Source organism: Streptomyces sp. NPDC050433 (assembly GCF_044458565.1).
Taxonomy (GTDB): Bacteria; Actinomycetota; Actinomycetes; order Streptomycetales; family Streptomycetaceae; genus Streptomyces.
In genome coordinates this window covers 222,463-243,096 of record NZ_JBITIB010000005.1, presented here as the reverse complement: position 1 = coordinate 243,096, position 20,634 = coordinate 222,463, and the positions used below count along the sequence as shown (strand labels likewise).

At 71.4% G+C, this 20,634-nt stretch carries 17 protein-coding genes, 1 tRNA gene and 1 pseudogene; 8 read left to right on the top strand and 11 right to left on the bottom strand.

The window, feature by feature from the left end:
* Nucleotides 1-511, top strand: a 511-nt coding sequence (locus tag ACIBLA_RS09060) for a ricin-type beta-trefoil lectin domain protein (protein WP_399198210.1), incomplete at its 5' end; no start/stop codon positions are given.
* A gap of 80 nt (nt 512-591) precedes the next feature.
* Here ACIBLA_RS09060 and hutI read toward each other — a convergent pair.
* The 4 genes from hutI to hutU are packed head-to-tail and all read right to left on the bottom strand — an operon-like array spanning nt 592 to nt 6,081.
* Nucleotides 592-1,794, bottom strand: coding sequence for an imidazolonepropionase (hutI, locus tag ACIBLA_RS09055; RefSeq protein WP_363243161.1), 1,203 nt, complete (start codon nt 1,792-1,794; stop codon nt 592-594).
* A 14-nt stretch (nt 1,795-1,808) separates the two neighbouring features.
* Nucleotides 1,809-3,176 carry a formimidoylglutamate deiminase gene (locus ACIBLA_RS09050; protein ID WP_363243163.1) on the bottom strand — a complete coding sequence of 456 codons (1,368 nt, stop codon included), beginning with the start codon at nt 3,174-3,176 and terminating at the stop codon, nt 1,809-1,811.
* Nucleotides 3,167-4,357 carry an allantoate amidohydrolase gene (locus ACIBLA_RS09045; protein WP_363243248.1) on the bottom strand — a complete coding sequence of 397 codons (1,191 nt, stop codon included), beginning with the start codon at nt 4,355-4,357 and terminating at the stop codon, nt 3,167-3,169. Before ACIBLA_RS09045 ends, ACIBLA_RS09050 begins: the two co-directional genes overlap by 10 nt.
* A 50-nt stretch (nt 4,358-4,407) precedes the next feature.
* Complete coding sequence (hutU, locus tag ACIBLA_RS09040) at nt 4,408-6,081, bottom strand: urocanate hydratase (protein WP_399198209.1); 1,674 nt, start codon at nt 6,079-6,081, stop codon at nt 4,408-4,410.
* Nucleotides 6,082-6,197: 116 nt separating this feature from the next.
* Here hutU and ACIBLA_RS09035 point away from each other — a divergent pair, with 116 nt between their 5' ends.
* On the top strand, nt 6,198-7,601 hold the full coding sequence (locus ACIBLA_RS09035; protein WP_399198208.1) for a diaminopimelate decarboxylase: 1,404 nt from the start codon (nt 6,198-6,200) through the stop codon (nt 7,599-7,601).
* Between the two features lie 171 nt (nt 7,602-7,772).
* On the opposite strand, the pseudogene ACIBLA_RS09030 reads toward ACIBLA_RS09035, so the two are convergent.
* The 3 genes and pseudogenes from ACIBLA_RS09030 to ACIBLA_RS09020 form a co-directional block, all read right to left on the bottom strand.
* A pseudogene (locus tag ACIBLA_RS09030) lies at nt 7,773-8,339 on the bottom strand (hypothetical protein); the annotation flags it as partial.
* A 132-nt stretch (nt 8,340-8,471) separates the two neighbouring features.
* Nucleotides 8,472-9,308 (bottom strand): MurR/RpiR family transcriptional regulator, encoded by an 837-nt coding sequence (locus ACIBLA_RS09025; RefSeq protein ID WP_363243167.1) that lies wholly within the window; start codon nt 9,306-9,308, stop codon nt 8,472-8,474.
* On the bottom strand, nt 9,305-10,912 hold the full coding sequence (locus ACIBLA_RS09020) for an aromatic amino acid ammonia-lyase (RefSeq protein ID WP_399198207.1): 1,608 nt from the start codon (nt 10,910-10,912) through the stop codon (nt 9,305-9,307). The genes ACIBLA_RS09025 and ACIBLA_RS09020 overlap by 4 nt, the downstream gene beginning before the upstream one ends.
* Before the next feature lie 214 nt (nt 10,913-11,126).
* Between ACIBLA_RS09020 and ACIBLA_RS09015 the strand changes: the two genes are divergently transcribed.
* Nucleotides 11,127-11,555 (top strand): hypothetical protein, encoded by a 429-nt coding sequence (locus ACIBLA_RS09015; protein WP_363243169.1) that lies wholly within the window; start codon nt 11,127-11,129, stop codon nt 11,553-11,555.
* Between the two features lie 287 nt (nt 11,556-11,842).
* Here ACIBLA_RS09015 and ACIBLA_RS09010 read toward each other — a convergent pair whose 3' ends face one another.
* Nucleotides 11,843-13,249: a cystathionine beta-synthase gene (locus ACIBLA_RS09010; RefSeq protein WP_363243170.1), complete on the bottom strand. Its 1,407-nt coding sequence runs from the start codon at nt 13,247-13,249 to the stop codon at nt 11,843-11,845.
* A gap of 172 nt (nt 13,250-13,421) precedes the next feature.
* Between ACIBLA_RS09010 and ACIBLA_RS09005 the strand changes: the two genes are divergently transcribed.
* The 3 genes from ACIBLA_RS09005 to ACIBLA_RS08995 all read left to right on the top strand — a co-directional run bounded on the left by ACIBLA_RS09005 (nt 13,422) and on the right by ACIBLA_RS08995 (nt 17,265).
* Nucleotides 13,422-14,435: an SGNH/GDSL hydrolase family protein gene (locus ACIBLA_RS09005; protein ID WP_363243249.1), complete on the top strand. Its 1,014-nt coding sequence runs from the start codon at nt 13,422-13,424 to the stop codon at nt 14,433-14,435.
* Nucleotides 14,436-14,630: 195 nt separating this feature from the next.
* Nucleotides 14,631-15,851 carry an acetyl-CoA C-acetyltransferase gene (locus tag ACIBLA_RS09000; protein WP_363243171.1) on the top strand — a complete coding sequence of 407 codons (1,221 nt, stop codon included), beginning with the start codon at nt 14,631-14,633 and terminating at the stop codon, nt 15,849-15,851.
* Nucleotides 15,852-16,173: 322 nt separating this feature from the next.
* A complete protein-coding gene (locus ACIBLA_RS08995; protein WP_399198206.1) occupies nt 16,174-17,265 on the top strand; it encodes a hypothetical protein in 1,092 nt (363 codons plus the stop codon).
* On the opposite strand, the gene ACIBLA_RS08990 is transcribed toward ACIBLA_RS08995, so the two are convergent.
* Entirely contained in the window at nt 17,249-17,581 is a 333-nt protein-coding gene (locus ACIBLA_RS08990; RefSeq protein ID WP_363243173.1) for a hypothetical protein, read from the bottom strand. The two genes, ACIBLA_RS08995 and ACIBLA_RS08990, sit on opposite strands and share 17 nt — an antisense overlap.
* 100 nt (nt 17,582-17,681) lie before the next feature.
* Between ACIBLA_RS08990 and ACIBLA_RS08985 the strand changes: the two genes are divergently transcribed.
* Nucleotides 17,682-17,912 carry a DUF4287 domain-containing protein gene (locus ACIBLA_RS08985; protein WP_363243174.1) on the top strand — a complete coding sequence of 77 codons (231 nt, stop codon included), beginning with the start codon at nt 17,682-17,684 and terminating at the stop codon, nt 17,910-17,912.
* 93 nt (nt 17,913-18,005) lie between these two features.
* On the opposite strand, the gene ACIBLA_RS08980 is transcribed toward ACIBLA_RS08985, so the two are convergent.
* Together ACIBLA_RS08980 and ACIBLA_RS08975 are read right to left on the bottom strand one after the other, a co-directional pair.
* Nucleotides 18,006-18,893, bottom strand: coding sequence for a Bax inhibitor-1/YccA family protein (locus tag ACIBLA_RS08980; protein WP_363243175.1), 888 nt, complete (start codon nt 18,891-18,893; stop codon nt 18,006-18,008).
* Between the two features lie 434 nt (nt 18,894-19,327).
* Nucleotides 19,328-19,411, bottom strand: a tRNA-Leu gene (locus ACIBLA_RS08975).
* Between the two features lie 434 nt (nt 19,412-19,845).
* Here ACIBLA_RS08975 and ACIBLA_RS08970 point away from each other — a divergent pair.
* Entirely contained in the window at nt 19,846-20,607 is a 762-nt protein-coding gene (locus ACIBLA_RS08970; protein ID WP_399198246.1) for an ABC transporter ATP-binding protein, read from the top strand.
* The last annotated feature ends 27 nt before the right edge of the window (nt 20,608-20,634 follow it).

Below are 20,634 nucleotides of genomic sequence, written 5' to 3'. Positions count from 1 at the left end.
GCCGTTCTTCCTGATCCTCAACCTCGCGGTCGGCGGCTACTGGCCCGGCGACCCCAACGGCAGCACGCCCTTCCCGAGCACGCTGACCGTCGACTACGTGCGCGTGACGACCGACGGCGGCGGAGGCACCGGCGGCTCGATCACCGGGCTCGGCGGCAAGTGCCTGGACGTGGCCGGGGCGAATCCCGCCAACGGGACGCCTGTTCAGCTCTACGACTGCAACAGCTCTCCCGCGCAGCAGTGGAGCAGGGGCGCCAACGACTCGCTGCGGGCGCTCGGCAAGTGCCTGGACGTGAAGGACAACAGCACGGCGGACGGCGCGCAGCTCCAGCTCTGGGACTGTTCCGGCGCGGGTAATCAGCGCTGGGCGGTGTCGGGCGCGAACGATGTCGTGAACATCCAGGCGGACAAGTGCATGGACGCGACCGGCAACAGTTCGGCCAACGGGACACGGGCCCAGATCTGGACGTGTACGGGCGCGCCCAACCAGAAGTGGTCGGTGAACGCGTAACCGCGTCCACCGATTCACCCACGGACCCCGGTGGCGGCAAATCCCCCGCCCGCCACCGGGGTTCGTCGTGCTCCGGGTCCTCAGTGCAGGCGTGTCCCGGCGCGCCAGACCGCCCACGTGAGCGGAACGCCCGGCCGGTAGGCGAGATGGACGTGGCTGGGGGCGTCGAGCAGGACGAGGTCGGCGCGGGCGCCGGGCGCGAGGCGTCCGACGTCCGTACGTCGCAGAGCGGCGGCGCCGCCCGCCGTGGCCGACCAGATCGCCTCGTCGGGCGTCATCCCCATGTCGCGTACGGCGAGGGCGATACAGAACGCCATCGACGAGGTGAAGGACGAACCGGGGTTGCAGTCGGTGGACAGCGCGACGGTGGCGCCCGCGTCCAACAGGCGCCGTGCGTCGGGCCACTTGGCGCGGGTGGAGAACTCGGCGCCGGGCAGCAGCGTCGCGACCGTGCGCGAGTGGGCGAGCGCGTCGACGTCCGCGTCCGTGAGGTGGGTGCAGTGGTCGGCGGACGCGGCGTCCAGTTCGACGGCGAGCTGGACTCCGGGGCCGTACGACAACTGGTTGGCGTGGACGCGCGGTTGGAGGCCCTTCGCCCGGCCGGCGGTGAGGATCGCGCGCGCCTGGTCGCCGTCGAAGGCGCCCTTCTCGCAGAAGACGTCGACCCAACCGGCGTACGGGGCACAGGCGTCGAGCATCTCGCCGGTGACGAGGGCGACGTAGGCGGCGGGGTCGTCGGCGAGTTCGGGCGCGACGATATGGGCGCCGAGGTAGGTGACCTCGTCGGTGTGCCGGCCCGCGACGCGCAGGGCGCGTGCCTCGTCGGCGACGGTGAGGCCGTAGCCGGACTTGGTCTCCTGGGTGGTGGTGCCCTGGCGGAGGCCTTCCGCGAGGTACTTCGCGACGTTGGCGCTCAGTTCGTCGTCGGTGGCGGCGCGGGTCGCCGCGACGGTGGTGCGGATGCCGCCGGCCGAGTAGGGGCGGCCCGACATGCGGGCGTTGAACTCCTGGGTGCGGTCTCCCGCGAAGACGAGGTGCGAGTGGGAGTCGACGAAGCCGGGGACGGCGGCCCGGCCGCCGGCGTCGACGGCGTTGTCAGTGGTGGGTGCTTTGCTTGATTCACCGACCCAGATGACGCGGTCGCCGCCGATGACGACGGCCGCGTCCTGGATCAGACCGATGGGGGATCCGTCACCGAGGGAGGGGTCGTTGGTGACCAGAGCGGCGATGTTGGTGATGGCGGTGGTGGCAGCGGTGGTGCGGGCGGTGGTCCCGGTGTTCATGGGGGCGCTCTCCTTCAGCCGCGTACGGCCGCGATCGACCGGGCAAGGGCTTCGGGCACATCGGGGATCAGAGTGTGGACGCCGTCGCGTACGAGATGGCGACCGCCCACGATCGTGTGCCGCACATCGGCGGCTGTCGCGGCGAATACGGCCGTCTCGGCGCCCAGCCTCGGCACTTGCCCCGCTGTTCTGACGGAGTCCAGGGCGAGTGTGACGAGGTCGGCGAGCGCGCCCCGCTCGATCCGGCCGGCTTCGGGCCTGCCGAGAGCCGCGTGGCCGTCGGCCGTGGCGGCGGTGATGAGCGCGGCGGCCGTCCAGTGCCCCCGGCTGCGGGAGCGCAGGCGCTCGTTCAGCTCCATGGCGCGGGCCTCTTCGAGCATGTCGATCACGGCGTGGCTGTCGCTGCCCAGCGACAGGGGCGAGCCCGCGTGCTGGAGCCGGGCGGCGGGGCCGATGCCGTCCGCGAGGTCGCGTTCGGTGGTGGGGCACATGCAGGTGCCGGTGCGGGTGGAGCCCAGCAGGGCGATGTCCTCGTCGGTGAGGTGGGTGCTGTGGACGGCGGTGGTGCGGGGGCCGAGGACGCCGTTGTCGGCGAGGAGACGGGCGGGGGTGCGGTCGTGGGTGGCGAGGCAGGCGTCGTTCTCGGCGGTCTGTTCGGAGAGATGGACATGGAGCGGGGCCCGCCGGGCCTCGGCCCATTCGGCGACGGTCGACAACTGCTCGGCGGGCACGGCGCGTACGGAGTGGATGGCGGCCCCGATCCGTACGTGCCCGTCGTCCTTGGAGTACCGGTCGGCGAGGCCGGACACGCGCTCCGCCCAGGCGTGCGCGGTGCCGTCGGAGAAGCGGACCTGGTGGCGGTCCGGGGGCTTGCCGCCACGGCGCTTGGAGATGCCGGAGGAGAGATAGGCGGTGTCCAGGAGGGTGATCCGGAGCCCGGCGTCGTCGGCGGCGGCGATCAGCGCCTCGCCCATCGCGTTGGGATCGTCGTAGGGCGTTCCGCCGGGAGCGTGGTGCAGATAGTGGAATTCGCCGACGGAGGTGATGCCGGCCAGCGCCATCTCGGCGTACACGGCGCGGGCGAGCGCGTGGTACGTGTCGGGGGTGAGCCGGGAGGCGACCTGATACATCATCTCGCGCCAGGTCCAGAAGGTGCCGGAGCCGACCTGGACCTTGCCGCGCAGTGCGCGGTGGAAGGCGTGCGAGTGGGTGTTGGCCAGGCCGGGCAGGGTGAGCCCGCGCAGGGCCGTGGCGCCGGGCGGCGGGGTGTCGTCCCCGGTGCGGACGTCGGTGATCCGGCCGTCGGCGACCGTCACGGTCACGCCCGGTTCGACGTGGGTGTCGAGCCAGGCGTGCTCCAGCCAGTACGTGGTCACGTGCACGCCAGCCCTTCCAGTACGTCGGCGAGTGCGAGGACCCCGGCCACGCAGTCGTCCTCGGCCGCGAACTCGGCCGGGGAGTGCGAGATGCCGGTGGGGTTCCGTACGAACAGCATGGCGGTCGGAATGGATCCGGACAAAATACCCGCGTCATGTCCGGCGCCCGTGCCGAGCACCGGGAGCCGGCCGCCGAGGATCCGGCCGACCTCGTCGCGCAGGGTGTGGGCGAATTCCACGACGGGGGTGAAGGACTCCCGTACGACCCTCAGGTCGATGCCCGCGCGCTCGGCGTGCTCGTGGGCCGCCGCCTCGATCGCGGCGACGACGGTGTCCAGGGTGGCCTGGTCGGCGGCGCGGGAGTCGAGCCAGCCGCGGACGAGGGAGGGGATGGCGTTGACGCCGTTGGGTTCGACGGCGATCTTGCCGAAGGTGGCGAGCGCACCGGCGAGTGCCGCCTCGCGGCGGGCGGCGATGACGGTCTCGGCGTAGGTGAGCATCGGGTCGCGGCGGTCGGCGATACGGGTGGTGCCCGCGTGGTTGGCCTCGCCGTGGAAGTCGAAGCGCCAGCGGCCGTGCGGCCAGATGGAGGAGGCGATACCGACGGGGTCACCGGTCAGGTCGAGCGCGCGCCCCTGCTCGACGTGCAGCTCGACGAACGCGCCGATCCGGGCGAGGCGTTCGGCGTCGGGACCGATGGCGTCCGGGTCGTACCCGGCCGCCTCCATGGCGCGCGGCAGCGTGACGCCGTCCCCGTCGCGCAGGGCGTGCGCCTGCTCGGCGGTGAGCTGCCCGGCGGTGAGCCGGGAGCCGACGCAGGCGAGCCCGAACCGGGCGCCCTCCTCGTCACCGAAGTTGGTGACGGCGACCGGCCGGGTGAACTCCGCTCCCCTGCGGCGGAGTTCGTCGAGCGCGGCGAAGGAAGACACCACGCCGAGCGGCCCGTCGAAGGCACCGCCGTCGGGCACGGAGTCCAGATGCGACCCGACGACGACGGCGTCCCCCGCGTACGGGTCCCCGGCCCAGCCCCACTGGTTGCCGTTCCGGTCGGTCTCGTACGCCAGCCCGCGTGTCTCTGCCTGCGCCCGGAACCAGTCCCGGCACTCCCCGTCGGCCCCACTCCACGCGTACCGCCGATATCCACCACTCCCGGCGTCCCGCCCGATGACCGCCAGGTCCCGCCACATCTCCTGAAAGGAGCCGCCGACCGCGCCACCCGCCGCGCTGACGGGCGGCGTCACTCGCCCTCCCGCATCGGGATGCGGACGCCGCGCTCGCCGGCGACCGTGTTCGCGGTGTCGTAGCCCGCGTCGACGTGCCGGATGACGCCCATGCCCGGATCGTTCGTCAGGACGCGGCGGATCTTCTCGCCCGCCAGCTCCGTGCCGTCGGCGACCGTCACCTGGCCCGCGTGGATCGAGCGGCCCATGCCGACGCCGCCGCCGTGGTGGATGGAGACCCAGGTCGCGCCGGAGGCGACGTTCACCATGGCGTTCAGCAGCGGCCAGTCCGCGATCGCGTCCGAGCCGTCGAGCATCGCCTCGGTCTCGCGGTACGGGGACGCGACCGAGCCGGCGTCCAGGTGGTCGCGGCCGATGGCGACCGGCGCGGCGAGTTCGCCGCTCGCGACCATGTCGTTGAAGCGCTCACCGGCCTTGTCGCGCTCGCCGTAGCCGAGCCAGCAGATACGCGCGGGCAGGCCCTGGAAGTGGACACGTTCGCCGGCCATCTTGATCCAGCGGTGCAGCGACGCGTTCTGCAGGGAGTCGCCCTCGGGGAACAGCTCCAGGATCGCCTTGTCCGTCTTGTGGATGTCGGAGGCCTCGCCGGACAGGGCCGCCCAGCGGAACGGTCCCCTGCCCTCGCAGAACAGCGGCCTGATGTACGCGGGTACGAATCCGGGGAAGGCGAACGCTCTGTCATAACCGGCCAGTTTGGCCTCACCCCGGATGGAGTTGCCGTAGTCGAAGACCTCGGCCCCCGCGTCCATGAAGCCGACCATCGCCTCCACGTGCCGCGCCATCGACTCGCGGGCGCGCAGCGTGAAGTCGGCCGGCTTCTCGGCGGCGTACGACGCCATGTCGTCGAAGTCGACGCCGAGCGGCAGATACGCCAGCGGGTCGTGCGCCGACGTCTGGTCGGTGACGATGTCGATCGGCGCGCCCTCGGCGAGCATCCGGGGCAGCAGCTCCGCCGCGTTGCCGAGCAGCCCGATCGACTGCGGCCGGCGCGCGTCACGGGCCTCGGTGGCGAGTTGGAGCGCGTGCTCCAGGGAGTCGGCCCGCACGTCCAGGAAGCGGTGCTCGATCCGGCGGTCGATGGCTCGCGGGTCGCAGTCGACGCAGATCGCGACCCCGTCGTTCATGGTCACGGCCAGCGGCTGCGCGCCGCCCATCCCGCCGAGCCCGGCGGTGAGCGTGATCGTCCCGGCGAGCGTGCCGCCGAACCTCTTCGCGGCGACGGCGGCGAACGTCTCGTACGTGCCCTGGAGGATGCCCTGCGTGCCGATGTAGATCCAGGAGCCGGCGGTCATCTGGCCGTACATGGTCAGGCCGAGCTGTTCCAGTCGGCGGAACTCCTCCCAGTTGGCCCAGTCGCCGACCAGGTTGGAGTTGGCGATCAGTACGCGCGGCGCCCACTCGTGGGTCTGCATCACGCCCACTGGGCGGCCGGACTGGACGAGCATCGTCTCGTCCTGCTTCAGCGTCCGCAGCGTGCGCGTCATCGCGTCGAACGAGCGCCAGTCCCGCGCGGCCTTGCCCGTACCGCCGTAGACGACGAGTTGGTCGGGGTGTTCGGCGACCTCGGGGTCGAGGTTGTTCTGGAGCATGCGGAGGGCGGCTTCCTGCTGCCATCCCAGGGCACTCAGTTCCGTACCGCGCGGTGCCCGTACGGGTCGGGGTCCTGACATGGCGGGTGCCTCCTCCGTCGCTGCTCCACTGTTGGCCAAACTATTCACATACTCATGGGCTGAATAGATGTAGTCAACAGTGGAGCGACGGGCGGCCGGATGATTGGCTGACACACATGGTCGACAACACCGGCACGGTCACGGAAACAGACAAGGCCGCGGGCGCGGGCAAGGACACGGGCAACAACGGCGAGGACAACAGGACCGCCAGGCGTGATCTCGCCGTACGGGCCGCCGTCGCGCAGGGGCTGCTCACCGAGGCGGACCCCGTCGTCGCCCTCCTGGACGTGGCGGGCATCCGCGCCTCCGCCGCCGCGCTGCACGAGGCGTTCGCCGCCGTCACCGCCCCGGACACCCCCGTGCTGCACGCCTTCGCCGTGAAGGCCGCGCCCCTCGTGCCCGTCCTGCGCCTGCTGCGCGACGAGGGCCTCGGCGCCGAGGTCGCGAGCCCCGGCGAGCTGGGCCTGGCGCGCGCCGCCGGGATCCCGCCCCACCGCACCGTCCTCGACTCCCCCGCCAAGACGCCCGGCGAGCTGCGCGAGGCCCTGTCCCTGGGCATCGCGGTCAACGCCGACAACCCGCAGGAACTGACCCGGCTCGACGCACTCCTGCACGAGGCCCCCAGCCACTCCCCGATCGGGCTACGGGTCAACCCGCAGACCGGCAGCGGCTCCATCGGCGCCCTCTCCACGGCCACGTCGACGTCGAAGTTCGGTGTTGCCCTGCGCGACGAGGGCGCCCGCACCCAGGTCGTACGGGCCTTCCTGGACCGGCCCTGGCTGACCCGGCTGCACACCCACTCCGGCTCCCAGGGCGTACCGCTCGCCCTCATGGCGGAAGGCGTACGGACGGTCCACGAGCTGGCCGAGGAGATCAACGCGGCGGCCGGCCGGCAGCAGATCGACACCATCGACATCGGCGGCGGCCTCCCCGTCAACTTCTCCTCCGACGAGGAGACCCCCACCTACGCCGACTACGCACGGCTGCTGAAGTCCACCGTCCCCGGCCTGTTCGACGGCCGCTACGGGCTCGTCACCGAGTTCGGCCGCTCCCTGCTCGCCAAGCACGGCACGGTCCTGGCCAGGGTCGAGTACGCGAAGTCCGCCGGCGGCCGGGCCATTGCCGTGACCCACGCGGGCGTGCAGATCGCCACCCGTACCGTCTACAACCCCGAGTCGTGGCCCCTGCGCATCGCCGCGTACGACGCCACAGGCCGGCCCAAGGACGGTCCCGACGTCGCCCAGGACATCGCGGGCCCGGCATGCTTCGCGGGCGACGTCCTGGCCACCGCCCTGCCCCTGCCGCTGCTGGAACAGGGCGATCTCGTCGGGGCGCTGGACACCGGCGCGTACTACTTCGCCCACCACTACGCGTACAACAGCCTGGCCCGGCCGGGAATCCACGGTTTCACTGTGACGGCCGACGCGGTGCGCTTCGCCTCCGTACGGACGCCGCAGACCGTGGCGGAGATCGTCGCCGAGTCGGGCGGCGGAGACCCGGAAGCGCTCGTACGGGAGTGACGACCGGGCCGGGCACCGGTGGTGAGGTGACGAAGCAGCGGTGTGAGCGACCGGAGCCGGTCACCGCTCGGCCGTGGCGGAACCCGCTTTCGCGGAGCGGGCCTTGGCGGACTTGGCGCTCTTCTCCGCCTTGGCCGCCTTGACTACCTTCTCCGCCTTGGGCTTCTTGTCGCGGGGTCGCCGCGCCCCACCGGGTGCGGCGTCCCCGGCTTCGAGCCCGGTCGTACGGAAGCCCTTGACCTTCTTGCCGACGGGGCTGCCGCGCCCGGCCCAGTCGGTACGGACCCACAGCAACTCCTCGCCCGCGCGCTCGCCCCGGCCCAGCAGCACGGACTTGAGCCACAGCCCGGTCCCGGCGCCCGCGAGGGCTGCGCCGCCCGCGACGGGTACGGCGAACGAGACACCCACCGCCGCGACGAACGCGCCCACCAGCCACCACACATGGGCCCGCCGCCAGACCCGCAGCGTCACCGCGCGGTCCTGGAGGTAGTCGAACTTCCCGGCCCGCGACGTGGCTTCGGCCCAGCCGCCGTACCGCCGTCGCCGTACGAGCGCGACGGCCGCCGCGCTCAGGACGAACAGCGCCGCCCCGGCGTACAGCCCGACCCAGCGGCCGGTCAGTCCGGGGATCAGCACGCCGGTCGCCGCGGCCAGGACCCCGAGCCACCACATCGGGGCCGCACCGGCCCTCACGATCACCGTCACCCGTGCCAGCGACTGCTGCCCTGCGCGTCCCACGGCCGCCTCCTCTTCACAGATTCACAGAAGTTTTGGCGGGCAGATTAATGCGGTTTCCTGAGCTTTTCCTGAGAACGGCCAGAACGGCCAGAACGGCCGGAACGGCGCAGCCGGACCGCTCCGTCACCGCGTCTATTCGACGAACAGGCCCCGGGCGGCGGCCCGCCCGTCGAAGTCCTCCAGGCGGGCCTGCGCGTCCGGCAGGTCGTCGCACATCGCCTCAAGCAGCACCCGGCCCAGGAGCATCGGCGCGCACGCCGTGTCGAAGGCGAGGCCCGTGCCGACAGCCGCCGGGATCAGCAGGTCGCTGTGGGCGGCGACGGGCGCGAAGGCCGAGTCGGCGACGGTGACCACGAACAGCCCGGCCTCCCGCGCGTAGTCCAGCGCCTCCACGACCTCCTTGGGATGGCGCGGCAGCGCGAAGCAGAGCAGCGCACTCGCGCCCGCGCGCCGCGCCGCGTCGACCCGGTCGGCGAGCATCGTGCCGCCCTCGTCCAGGAGCCGGATGTCGGGGTGGACCTTGGCGGCGAAGTAGGCGAAGCCCTTGGCCTGGGCGGAGGCGGCGCGCAGGCCGAGGACGGGCAGCGGGGTGGACTCGGCGAGCACACGGCCCGCCCGCTCGACAGGGCGGGGGTCGGCGAGCAGGTCGGCCAGCTGACGCAGATTCTCCAACTCGGCGTGGACGGCCTGCTGGTACTCGTTGTACTCGGACGCGCCCGCGACCTGGTCGGCGGGCGCGACGTCCCGCAGGTGCTTGCGCAGCGCCGGATAGCCGTCGAAGCCGAGCGCGACGGCGAACCGCGTCACCGAGGGCTGGCTGACCCCGGCCAGCTCCGCCAGTTCGACGCTGGACAGGAACGGCGCGTCGACGGCCCGGCGCACCATGCTGTGCGCGATACGCCGCTGGGTGGGCGTGAGCCGGTGGCCCTCGAAAAGCTGCTGGAGCCGGGCGGCCGGACTGTCGCTCACGCGATCCCTCTCGTCGTGCCTGTCATACCGATCATGCTCGCCCTGCCGGTCGCGTCCGTCATACCCGCCCTGCTCATGTCGTCCGCCGTGGAGGCGAGTTGGTCGAGCAGCCGGGCCGCCGCCGTCACATCGTCGGTCAGCGGCCGGTCGGCGTTCTCCGCGTCCAGTACGGACTCGGCCAGGGCGAAGGCTCTGCCGACGGGCAGTTCGGCCTCGGGCCTCAGGTCCCGCTGGCGCAACGCCCTTACGGCGGCGACGAGTTCGCAGCCGACGACCAGACGGTACGCCTCGCACGCCCGCAGTGTCTGGCGTGCGGCCAGCGAGGCGAAGCTGGCCTGCTCCTCCACGCCGCGGGACAGCACCGCGTGGCCGAGCGAGGCCGGCGCCGAGAACGCGCGCAGGTCGCCGAGGGCGGCCCCGGCCGCGTACTCCAGGATCATCACGCCCGAGCTGGCGGGCTCGGCGTCGGCGAGGAAGGGTCGCAGGCGGGTGAAGCCGGGCTCGTTCAGCGCGGAGAGCCGGGATGTGGACAGCCGGGCGGTCTGGACGATGGCGAGGCGGAAGTGGTCGAGCGCCAGGGCGAGTTGGGCGAGGTAGAAGCCGCCGTGGTGGTAGGCGGCGGGGGCCAGGTCGGCGTCCGTGCCCGGACAGATCAGCGGGTTCTCGGCGGCGGAGTTGATCTCGACGGCGAGCGCGCTCTCCAGCGCGTCCGCGGCGTCCCGTGCCGGTCCGTGGACCTGTGGCACGCAGCGGAAGCCGTACGGGTCCTGGATACGGCCGAGCGGTGGGGTGGGGCGTTCGGGGGCACCGAGTATGTGCCGCATCCGGGTGGAGACGGCGTACGAGCCGGGGTGCGGGCGGGAGGCGTGGACCGGTTCGGCGTACGCCTCGTAACTGCCGTCCACGGCGAGCAGCGAGAGCCCGGCGACGAGTTCGGTGGCGGCGATGAGACGGCCCAACTCGTCCAGTGCCAGGGCTGCCTGACCGAGCGTCAGTGCGTTGCTGCTGATGAGGGCGAGGGCGTCGTTGTTGTCGAGGGCCTGTGCCTCGGGCGGCTGGCCGCCCTGCCAGGGGTGTTCGCCGACGAGGGCGAGGCCCATCTGGGAGAGGGCGGCGATGTCGCCGGTGCCGACGGAGCCGAACTCGTTGACGACCGGGTGGGCGCCGGCGGTCAGGGCGTCGCAGAGCGCGGTGACGACGGTGGGGCGCAGTCCGGCGCCGCCGGCGAGGAGTTGGTTGGCCCGGACGGCGAGCATGGCGCGGACCTCGCGGGCGGGCAGGGGGCGGCCGATGGCGCCGGCGTGGCTGCGCAGCAGGCGCAGTCCGTGGTCGGCGGCGGCATCGGTGGGGACGGCCTCGGTGCGGTTCGCGCCGACGCCGGTGGAGCGGCCGTAGACCCGGCCGGAGGCGGCGAGTTCACGCGCGGTGTGCCAGGACTGCTCGACGCGCTTCATGGCGTCGGTGCCGGGGACCGGGCGGGCGGTCCCGTCGGCCAGCCGGACGATGTCGGCGACGGGCAGACTCTGGCCGTCGAGGACGACGAGGGCGGGGGCGGGGACAGGGGCGGGGGCGGGGCGTACGGCGGTGGCACGACGGTCCGGCACAGGGACACCACCCTTCGGGGCATGGGCGATCTATTCAGTCACTGAGAACTCTGCATGACTATATGCAGCCCCGGCAAGGAGTGCGGGGGCATCGCATTCGGCGGGCCCTGGACGCACCTCTGGAGCGTCCCGAGGTGCCCTGAGGTACCCCGCAGGCAAAGAGGGGGGATAGCCCCACTGTTCCGGAGGCTTCCGCCTTCGTACCGTTGTGCCCATGGAAGCCCGCGACCCTGAGCTCAACAAGGAGCTCGACGCCACTCTTCAGGCCCGCCGAGAGCTGGGGCCGGAGTACGAGTCCGCGCTCATCGAGTCCTTCCTTGAGAAGCTCGATCAGCGCCTCGACAGCACGACCGACCGTCGTGTGCGGCGTCAGCTCGCCGAACAGCAGATGGTGGTCGCCCGCGGCGCCCGCCCGCCGAGTACCCCTGGGGAGGGGTTCGCCGAGCGGTACGGCTTCGGAGTCATATCGCTGGTGCTGGCCATCCCGCTCTCAGCGATAGCCGTGGTGCAGGCGGACTTCAAAGGGCTCTGTGTGGCCTGGCTCGGCATCGTCGGAGTGAATGTGGCGCACGCGGCCGGTGGCGTGCCCTGGGCCCGCCGGCGTACGCGCGAGTCGAAGCAGTCGTCCGACTGGGAGGCCTGACCTCTCGGCCTCTCACGGGGGGGCGGCCGGTCGGCCGGAGACGTGAATTGCGCGGGGACCGCCGCACCCCCGTTTCCGGAGGGCGGGACGACGGCGGTCCCCGCGAGGGACTCGGGACCGGGTCAGAACCGGCACCGTGTCCAGGTGGCGTCCATGGGTCCGGGAGCCGCTCCGGAGGTCATTGACGCCGACAACGACAACTCTGGCCGAGCCGTGTTAAGCGCGTGCTGCGCGTAGATGTCGCGCTGGTACCACTTTCACGAAGCCCAGCACAGGGCCGACTTGGTCTACTTCGCGTCCTTCGCGTCCTTCGCGAGGAATGCGAGCAGGTCCTGCCGGCTCACCACGCCCGTCGGCTTCCCCTCCACCAGCACGATCGCCGCGGCGGCGGCGTTGGTGCCGCTGAGTGCGGCCATCAGGTCGGCCACCGGCTCGCCGGAGCCGACCTGCGGCAGCGGGCCCGACATGTGCTTCTCCAGCGGGTCGTCGAGCGAGGCGCGCCGGCCGAAGAGCGCGTCGAGCAGATCGCGTTCCACGACGGAGCCGATGACCTCGGCCGCCATGACGTCAGGGTGGCCCGCGCCGGGCTTCACGATCGGCATCTGCGAGACGCCGTACTCACGCAGGACCTCGATCGCCTCACCGACCGTCTCCTCGGGGTGCATATGAACGAGCGAGGGAAGGGCGCCGCCCTCCTTGTAGCGCAGGACGTCACCGACCCGCGGGGTGTCCCCGCCCTGCTCCAGGAAGCCGTAGTCGTTCATCCACTCGTCGTTGAAGATCTTGCTGAGGTAGCCCCGGCCGCTGTCGGGCAGCAGCACGACCACCACGTCGTCCGGGCCGAGCCGCTCGGCGACCCGCAGCGCCGCCACGACCGCCATGCCGCAGGAGCCGCCGACCAGCAGGCCCTCCTCCTTGGCGAGGCGGCGCGTCATCTGGAAGGAGTCCTTGTCGGACACGGCGACGATCTCGTCGGTGACGGTCCGGTCGTACGCGCTCGGCCAGAAGTCCTCGCCGACGCCCTCGACCAGATACGGGCGGCCCGAGCCGCCGGAGTAGACGGAGCCCTCGGGGTCGGCGCCGACGACCGTGACGCGCCCGTCGCTGATCTCCTTCAGATACCGGCCGGTGCCGCTGATCGTGCCGCCGGTGCCGATGCCGGTGACGAAGTGGGTGATCCGCCCGTCCGTCTGCTTCCACAGCTCGGGGCCGGTGGTCTCGTAGTGCGAGCGCGGGTTGTTCGGGTTGCTGTACTGGTCCGGCTTCCAGGCGCCCGGCGTCTCACGCACAAGCCGGTCGGAGACGTTGTAGTACGAGTCCGGGTGGTCGGGGTCGACCGCCGTGGGGCAGACGACGACCTCCGCGCCGTACGCCCGCAGCACGTTGATCTTGTCGGTGGAGACTTTGTCGGGGCAGACGAAAATGCAGTGGTAGCCCTTCTGCTGGGCCACGATGGCCAGTCCGACGCCGGTGTTGCCGCTCGTCGGTTCGACGATCGTGCCGCCGGGGCGGAGTTCGCCGCTCTCCTCCGCCGCCTCGATCATGCGCAGGGCGATCCGGTCCTTCACCGAACCGCCGGGATTGAAGTATTCGACCTTGGCCAGGACTGTCGCCTGAATGCCCGAGGTCACATTGCCCAGCTTCAGCAGCGGGGTATTGCCAACCAGACTGATCATCGAGTCGTGGAATTGCACCGTTGTCTCCGGGGTCTCCGTGATGGTCCGGCCAGCGTATGCGTACGTGTAAGAGATTGGGCCACGCCCGTTGCGGGGCAATTACCTCTTGCTGGTCTTATGGGCAGTGCGTGAACCGCCACAGCGTGTGGACGGCTACAGGGAGGTGACCCGGACTGTGTCGAGAGCGAGGGTGGCACGGCGGATCGCGGCGGGCGCCGCCTACGGCGGTGGCAGCGTCGGTCTGATCGGAGCGGCGGGGGTGGGGCTCGTCCTGGCCGAGGTGCAGTTGGCGAAACGGTCCGTCGGCGGCGGTACGGCGCCGATCCCGCCGCGGGGCAACGGCTGGTACGGACTGGCGTACGGGCACACCGAGCCCCTGCGGATGGGGATGCTCGGCGACTCCACGGCGGCCGGCCAGGGGGTCCGGCGGGCGGGCCAGACACCGGGGGCGCTGCTCGCCTCGGGCCTCGCGGCGGTGGCGGAGCGCCCGGTGGACCTGCGGAACGTGGCGCAGCCGGGGGCGCAGTCGGACGATCTGGAACGCCAGGTGACGCTGCTGCTGTCGGACACGTTCCGGGCGCCGGACGTATGCGTGATCATGATCGGCGCGAACGATGTCACGCACCGGATGTCGGCGACCGCCTCGGTCCGGTATCTCGCGTCGGCGGTACGGCGGTTGCGGACGGCGGGCGCGGAGGTCGTCGTCGGCACCTGTCCCGACCTGGGGACGATCGAGCCGGTGTACCAGCCGCTGCGCTGGCTGGCCCGCCGGGTGAGCCGGCAGCTGGCGGCGGCACAGACGATCGTGGCGGTCGAGCAGGGCAGCCGTACGGTCTCGCTGGGCGACTTGCTGGGGCCGGAGTTCGCGGCGAATCCCCGCGAGATGTTCGGCGCCGACAACTACCACCCGTCGGCGGAGGGGTACGCGACCGCCGCGATGGCCGTCCTGCCGACGCTCTGCGCGGTGCTGGGCCTGTGGCCGGAGACGGATCACCTGGACGCCGCGCGCGACGAGGACATGCTGACGGTGGCGAAGGCCGCATCGGCGGCGGCGGCCGAGGCGGGCACGGAGGTCACGGGCGCGCGTGCGCCATGGGCCCTGCTCAAACACCGCCGCCGCCGGCGCCTCCCGGAACCGGAACCCACCCAGACGGAACCGGCCCCCCCACCACCCCCACCCAAGGAACGCGCCAACCGCACCTGACACCGCACCACCCGGGCACCCGGCCCGCACGGGCTGCCCGGCCCGGCGCGGGGCCGGGTCGGTGCGTCTGCGACCCGGCAGGAGGCCGTACTGCGGTCCTCGTCACACGTCCGGCCCGGTGACCCGAGCCGTACGTGCGGGTAACTTCACCAGACGGCACTCCCGCCGTACCGCACCCGCCCCACTGGAGCCGTGATGCCCGAAGCCGTGATCGTCTCTGCCGCCCGCTCCCCCATCGGCCGGGCCTTCAAGGGCTCCCTCAAGGAGCTGCGGCCCGACGACCTGACTGCCACCATCATTCAGGCCGCGCTCGCCAAGATCCCCGAGCTGGACCCGCACGACATCGACGACCTGATGCTCGGCTGCGGCCTCCCCGGCGGCGAGCAGGGCCACAACCTGGGCCGGATCGTCGCCGTGCAGATGGGGATGGACCATCTCCCCGGCTGCACGATCACCCGCTACTGCTCCTCCTCGCTCCAGACCTCCCGCATGGCGATGCACGCCATCAAGGCGGGCGAGGGCGACGTCTTCATCTCGGCCGGTGTCGAGATGGTGTCCCGCTCCGTCAAGGGTTCCAGCGACGGCATGCCGGACACCCACAACCCGCTCTTCGCCTCCGCCGAGGCCCGGACCGCCACCGTCGCCGCCTCCGAGGGCGCCGGCTGGCACGACCCCCGCGAGGACGGCCTGCTCCCCGACCCGTACATCGCGATGGGTCAGACCGCCGAGAATCTGGCCCGGCTCAAGGGCATCACCCGGCGCGACATGGACGAGTTCGGCGTGCGGTCGCAGAATCTCGCCGAGGAAGCCATCAAGAACGGCTTCTGGGAGCGCGAGATCACCCCCGTCACCACGCCCGACGGCACGGTGGTCGCCAAGGACGACGGCCCCCGCGCCGGCGTCACCCTGGAGGGCACCCAGGGCCTCAAGCCCGTCTTCCGCCCCGACGGACTGGTCACGGCCGGCAACTGCTGCCCGCTCAACGACGGCGCCGCCGCACTCGTGATCATGTCGGACACCAAGGCGCGCGAGCTGGGCCTGACCCCGCTGGCCCGGATCGTCTCCACCGGCGTCTCCGCCCTCTCGCCGGAGATCATGGGGTACGGCCCGGTCGAGGCCAGCAAGCAGGCGCTGCGCCGCGCGGGCCTGGGCATCGACGACATCGACCTGGTGGAGATCAACGAGGCGTTCGCCGCGCAGGTGATCCCCTCCTACCGGGACCTCGGCGTCGACCTCGACAAGCTGAACGTGAACGGCGGCGCGATCGCCGTCGGCCACCCCTTCGGCATGACGGGCGCCCGGATCACCGGCACGCTCATCAACGGTCTCCAGTTCCACGACAAGCAGCTCGGCCTGGAGACGATGTGCGTGGGCGGGGGCCAGGGCATGGCCATGGTCATCGAGCGGCTGAGCTGAGCCGGAGCGGAGGGTAGGGGCGGCCCGAGGTACGAGGGACGCACCTGCCCGCAGCGGTGGCGAAGCGAACGCGACCACACAGGCCGAGCGGCTGAGCCGAACCGCTTCGAGCCCCAGTCGTGACTCAATCTCCCCCAGGATGTGACCTGCCCCCTGGGGGAGACCCATTTACCCTGGTCACGGCGGTAATGGGGCTGACCGTAAGGCCGAAAGACCTGTCCAATTCATGACGTAATGCACTGCCGACGTGTGCGCCCCCTCCGACAAGCTGATGTAGGAAGTCGGGGGACCATTGAAGACCGGGAGTAAGTCAGTGAGCGCCATGTCTATTGCCCTGCTGCTCACCACGGCCACCGCCACGGCCGTGGGCGTCGCCGCCCTGCACGCCGTTCATGGCCTGCGGCGTGAGGTCACGGCCCTGCGCGGCGAACTGTCCCTGGCCAATCAGGGCCGCCCCGGCGCCGCCGTACCCCACGCACGCTCCGCCGAACCCGCGCCGGCCGCCGCCGCGTCCACCGAGGACATACGGCTCGCGGTGGCCGAGGCCCTGGCCGAGGAGCGCGAGCGCGAGCTGGCCGAGGCGCGCGCCTTCTGGGCCGCCCAGGAGGCCCGTGACGCCACCGACACACCCTCACTGCTGGGTGGTCTCGGCGGCCCCGGCACCGACGACGGCCCGTTCTACGTGCCGCGCCAGGCCGACTTCGTGGGCCTGGAGGCGCTGGATCTCGACGCACTCGACCGCGCCGACCGCGCCCGCCGCGCCACGGACGCGGACGCGGAGTACGACGACCTCGCCGAGCTGGCGGAACTCGCCGAGCTTCGGGCGCGCGGCGAGCTGGGCGACGGCGACCCCGTCGATCTCGGGGAGTACGAGGACCTGGAGAGCCTCGGGGACTTCGCGGACTACGACGGGGTGCCCGAACTGAGCGAGGTGAGTGAGGTCAGCGAGATCGGTGAGTTCGCCGAGGACTCCCCGGAGCTGGCCGCGGCCCGCCGCCGCCACCCCTCGCACCCGGACTTCGTCCCCGTCCGCACGCCGGTCGTCACCGACCACGAGCGCACGGTCGCGCGGCTGGAGGAGCTGGCCGACGCCCGTACCGCGCTCGCCGACGTCCGCCCCGGCCCGCTGGGCACGCTCGACGTGTACGTCTTCACGGACGGTACGACGCTCTGCATGACGCCGGGCCACCGCGAGACCGCGGAACGCCTCGCGGGCGCGCTGCGCGACGGCGGTACGCCGTTCCTGCTGGGCGGCTCGGGTGTCTCGGGGGCGTACGCCCTCACGTTCTCGTGCGGCGCGTCCGCCGGCGCGGACGACGACACCAGCGCGGGGAACGCGGGTACGACGGGTGAACCCGCCGCTGCCGACGACCACATCTACATTCTCGCCGACCGCGTCATAGCTTCGCTCTAGCCACGGCCCGCTCCACCGCCCGCACGGCCTCGTCCAGTTCCGCGACGGACGGGGCCGTTCGCAATGCCTCGGCCAAGTCACCCGCCGCGACAGTGAGTTGATCGGCGACCACGAACACACCGGCGTCCGGCATGATCCTCGGCGGCCCCGGCGGGACACCGTCCGGGGCTTCGAGCCGCTGGGCCCTCGCGGACAGTTCCCTGGCCAGAGCCAGCCCTTCGGCCGCGGCCCCGCGCTGCAGCCGGCTCTGCGGGGCTGCCCGGAGCCGGTCGGCGAATCGGTCCACGGCGGCGGTCAGGCGCGTCGTTTCAAGCACTCCGCGACCCTACGCGCCCTCGCCGGACTGTTGCCAACGGGCGAACGCTCAGGCACGGTGACGTGAAGGCCAGTACGCGCGAAAGCGTCCGGAGGCGCCGATGTCCCTTGTTTTCTCCGAAGAGACCCACCGCAACCTGCTGTCCCGTATTCCAGACCGCACCGGTCGAGAGATCACCGACTGGCTCCGCACCGTCGACGACGGTCCCGCCCTGGTGCGCTTCGACGAGAAGGTCGCCTGGCTCCGCGGCGAGTACGACCTCGCGTACGGGCACGCCAAGGCGATCATCCATGAGCACGACCTGAGGCGGGCCGCCCGCCGCCTCGGCTGACCCCGAGGCCCTGTCCGGCCATCGCAGACGACCGAAGGGGTCCACGGGCTGCTGCCCGTGGACCCCTTCGTCGTGAACCGACCGCTGCTACCGCTAGTCGTTGCCGCTCAGGATCGAGAAGAGCCGCAGCATCTCCAGGTAGATCCAGACGAGCGTCATGGTGAGGCCGAAGGCCGCCATCCAGGACTCCTCGCGCGGCGCGCCGTACGTGACGCCGTCCTCGACCTGCTTGAAGTCGAGCGCCAGGAAGCACGCGCCGAGGATGATGCCGATCACACCGAAGAGGATGCCGAGGCCGCCGCTGCGGAAGCCGAGGCCGTCACCGCCGCCGAAGACGCTGAACAGCAGGTTGGCGACCATGAGGAGCACGAAGCCCATCGCAGCGGCCATCACGAAGCCGTAGAAGCGGCGCGTGACGCGGATCCAGCGCATCTTGTAGGCGAACAGCACACCGGCGAAGACCGCCATCGTGCCCATCACGGCCTGGATGACCACGCCCGGCGCGACGTACGTGCTCACCGCGCTGCTGATCACGCCGAGGAAGACACCCTCGAACGCGGCGTAGGCCAGGATCAGCGCCGGGACCGGCTTGCGCTTGAACGACTGGACCAGGGCCAGGACCAGGCCGATGAGGGCCGCGCCGATGGCGATGCCGTACGACTTGCCGATGTTGGCCTGGTCGACCGGGAGCAGGACCCAGGCGAGGACGGCGGCGAGGACGACCGTGCCGAGCGTCGACGCGGTGCGCGTCACGACGTCGTCGATCGTCATGACCCCGGCGCGGGCGGGCGACTGCGGGCCTGCGCCGCCGTACTGACCGTCCGTCTGCGGGGCGTAGGGGTTGGTGGCGTACGGATTCGTCGCGTACGGGTTCTGCGTTCCTACGGCGGGGCCCCCGGCCTGCGGCGCCGCGTTGAAGCCCGCTTGGCCGTTGTCGCGACTGAAGCCCCGTCGCGAGAAGACCGGGTTGCTGCTCCTCATCTCACTCCTCCATGGCGGCCACCCTGCGCGGCCTTGGCACAAGAGTAATGCGGGAGCAAAGGGAACACCCTAGTGCCCAGGGAGGATCTTTCCTCGATCGTGATCCGCCGTGATCCGTCGGGTTCCGGCCCCGGAGCAGGGAACCGGCCCCGAGCGCCATCCGACGGTGGTTCCGCACCCCTGCGGAACGGGCCTTCGCCGGCGCCGCGCCGGAGACCGGAAAATCAGTGAATTGACGCGCACTCGACAAATGATCAAGGGTCTGAGCTGCGCTTTTGCCGTCCCTCCCGACTGACTCACCGTCAAGAGCTTTACATTTCAATCGAGTTGACCGATCGTAACGGTCCGCAGACACGTTTCAGCAGCGGTGTGCCTCAGAGGCAAGAAATCGGGGATGAATCGATCTTCGCAGGTCAGCGCACGTACAGAGAGTGTGCCCGGAACCGGACTTGAACCGGTACGCCCCATTTGGGGCAGCGAGGTTTAAGCTCGCCGTGTCTGCATTCCACCATCCGGGCGTACGCGGCTCCGCGTTGGCTCACGAGCCTAGCCGGGAGGACCCATCGGACAGCCGAGTACTTGGGCGATCCTGTCTGATTTTATTGGCACCTGAGGGTGTGTCAGCCCTGGTAACACGCCATCGGCACATGCCGGAAGCAGGACGAAGGTCTTGATACGGACCTCGGGATATGACGGAAACTCGCCGCTCTCTGTCTACTATTCGCCACTCCCCGCACACGGATTGCACACAGGCGTCGTCGGTATGACCGCGCGGTGACGGTATGAGGGGAGTCGGGGTCGGCGTCATACCCGAGGAGGACGGAGCGGCCTCCGAGTCCGACCCGAGAGGGCCACGGGAACGGGCACGAGGGGTGACGACCTGCCGCCGGACAGCGGAGAGGATGAAATCAATCCGCCGTACGCCCCTGAAGGAGCCCCACCCGTGACGACCATGCCTCTCCTCCACCGCGCCAGCGCCGTGGCCGCCCATGCCTCCGGCTTGTCCAAGGTCTACGGGCAGGGCGAGACGCAGGTGGTCGCCCTCGACCAGGTCACCGTCGACTTCCGGCAGGGTGAGTTCACCGCGATCATGGGCCCCTCCGGGTCCGGCAAGTCGACCCTGATGCACTGCGTCGCCGGTCTCGACAGCTTCTCCAGCGGGTCGGTACGCATCGGCGACACCGAGCTGGGCACGCTCAAGGACAAGCAGCTCACCCAGCTCCGCCGGGACAAGATCGGCTTCATCTTCCAGGCGTTCAACCTGCTGCCGACGCTGACGGCCCTGGAGAACATCACGCTCCCCATGGACATCGCGGGCCGTAAGCCCGACAAGCAGTGGCTGGACAACGTGATCACGATGATCGGCCTCAAGGACCGGCTGCACCATCGTCCCACCGCGCTCTCCGGCGGCCAGCAGCAGCGGGTGGCCGTCGCCCGCGCGCTGGCCTCTCGGCCCGAGATCATCTTCGGGGACGAGCCGACCGGAAACCTCGACTCACGGGCCGGCGCCGAGGTGCTGGGCTTCATGCGCAACTCCGTGCGGGAGCTGGGCCAGACCGTCGTCATGGTCACCCACGACCCCGTGGCCGCCTCCTACGCCGACCGGGTGATCTTCCTCGCGGACGGCCGGATCGTCGACGAGATGACGCACCCCTCCGCCGACGGTGTGCTCGACCGGATGAAGGCCTTCGACGCCAAGGGCCGTACGAGCTGACGCCCGCCGCCCGGCGCCGTCCGCGCC

Coding starts and splice junctions, on each gene's coding strand:
- ACIBLA_RS08970 (WP_399198246.1), top strand. CDS start 19,846: ATGCCTCTCCTCCACCGCGCCAGCGCCGTGGCCGCCCATGCCTCCGGC.
- ACIBLA_RS08985 (WP_363243174.1), top strand. CDS start 17,682: ATGTCCCTTGTTTTCTCCGAAGAGACCCACCGCAACCTGCTGTCCCGT.
- ACIBLA_RS09035 (WP_399198208.1), top strand. CDS start 6,198: ATGGTCGACAACACCGGCACGGTCACGGAAACAGACAAGGCCGCGGGC.
- ACIBLA_RS09015 (WP_363243169.1), top strand. CDS start 11,127: ATGGAAGCCCGCGACCCTGAGCTCAACAAGGAGCTCGACGCCACTCTT.
- ACIBLA_RS08980 (WP_363243175.1), bottom strand. CDS start 18,893: ATGAGGAGCAGCAACCCGGTCTTCTCGCGACGGGGCTTCAGTCGCGAC.
- hutI (WP_363243161.1), bottom strand. CDS start 1,794: ATGAACACCGGGACCACCGCCCGCACCACCGCTGCCACCACCGCCATC.
- ACIBLA_RS09000 (WP_363243171.1), top strand. CDS start 14,631: ATGCCCGAAGCCGTGATCGTCTCTGCCGCCCGCTCCCCCATCGGCCGG.
- hutU (WP_399198209.1), bottom strand. CDS start 6,081: ATGTCAGGACCCCGACCCGTACGGGCACCGCGCGGTACGGAACTGAGT.
- ACIBLA_RS09045 (WP_363243248.1), bottom strand. CDS start 4,357: ATGTGGCGGGACCTGGCGGTCATCGGGCGGGACGCCGGGAGTGGTGGA.
- ACIBLA_RS08995 (WP_399198206.1), top strand. CDS start 16,174: ATGTCTATTGCCCTGCTGCTCACCACGGCCACCGCCACGGCCGTGGGC.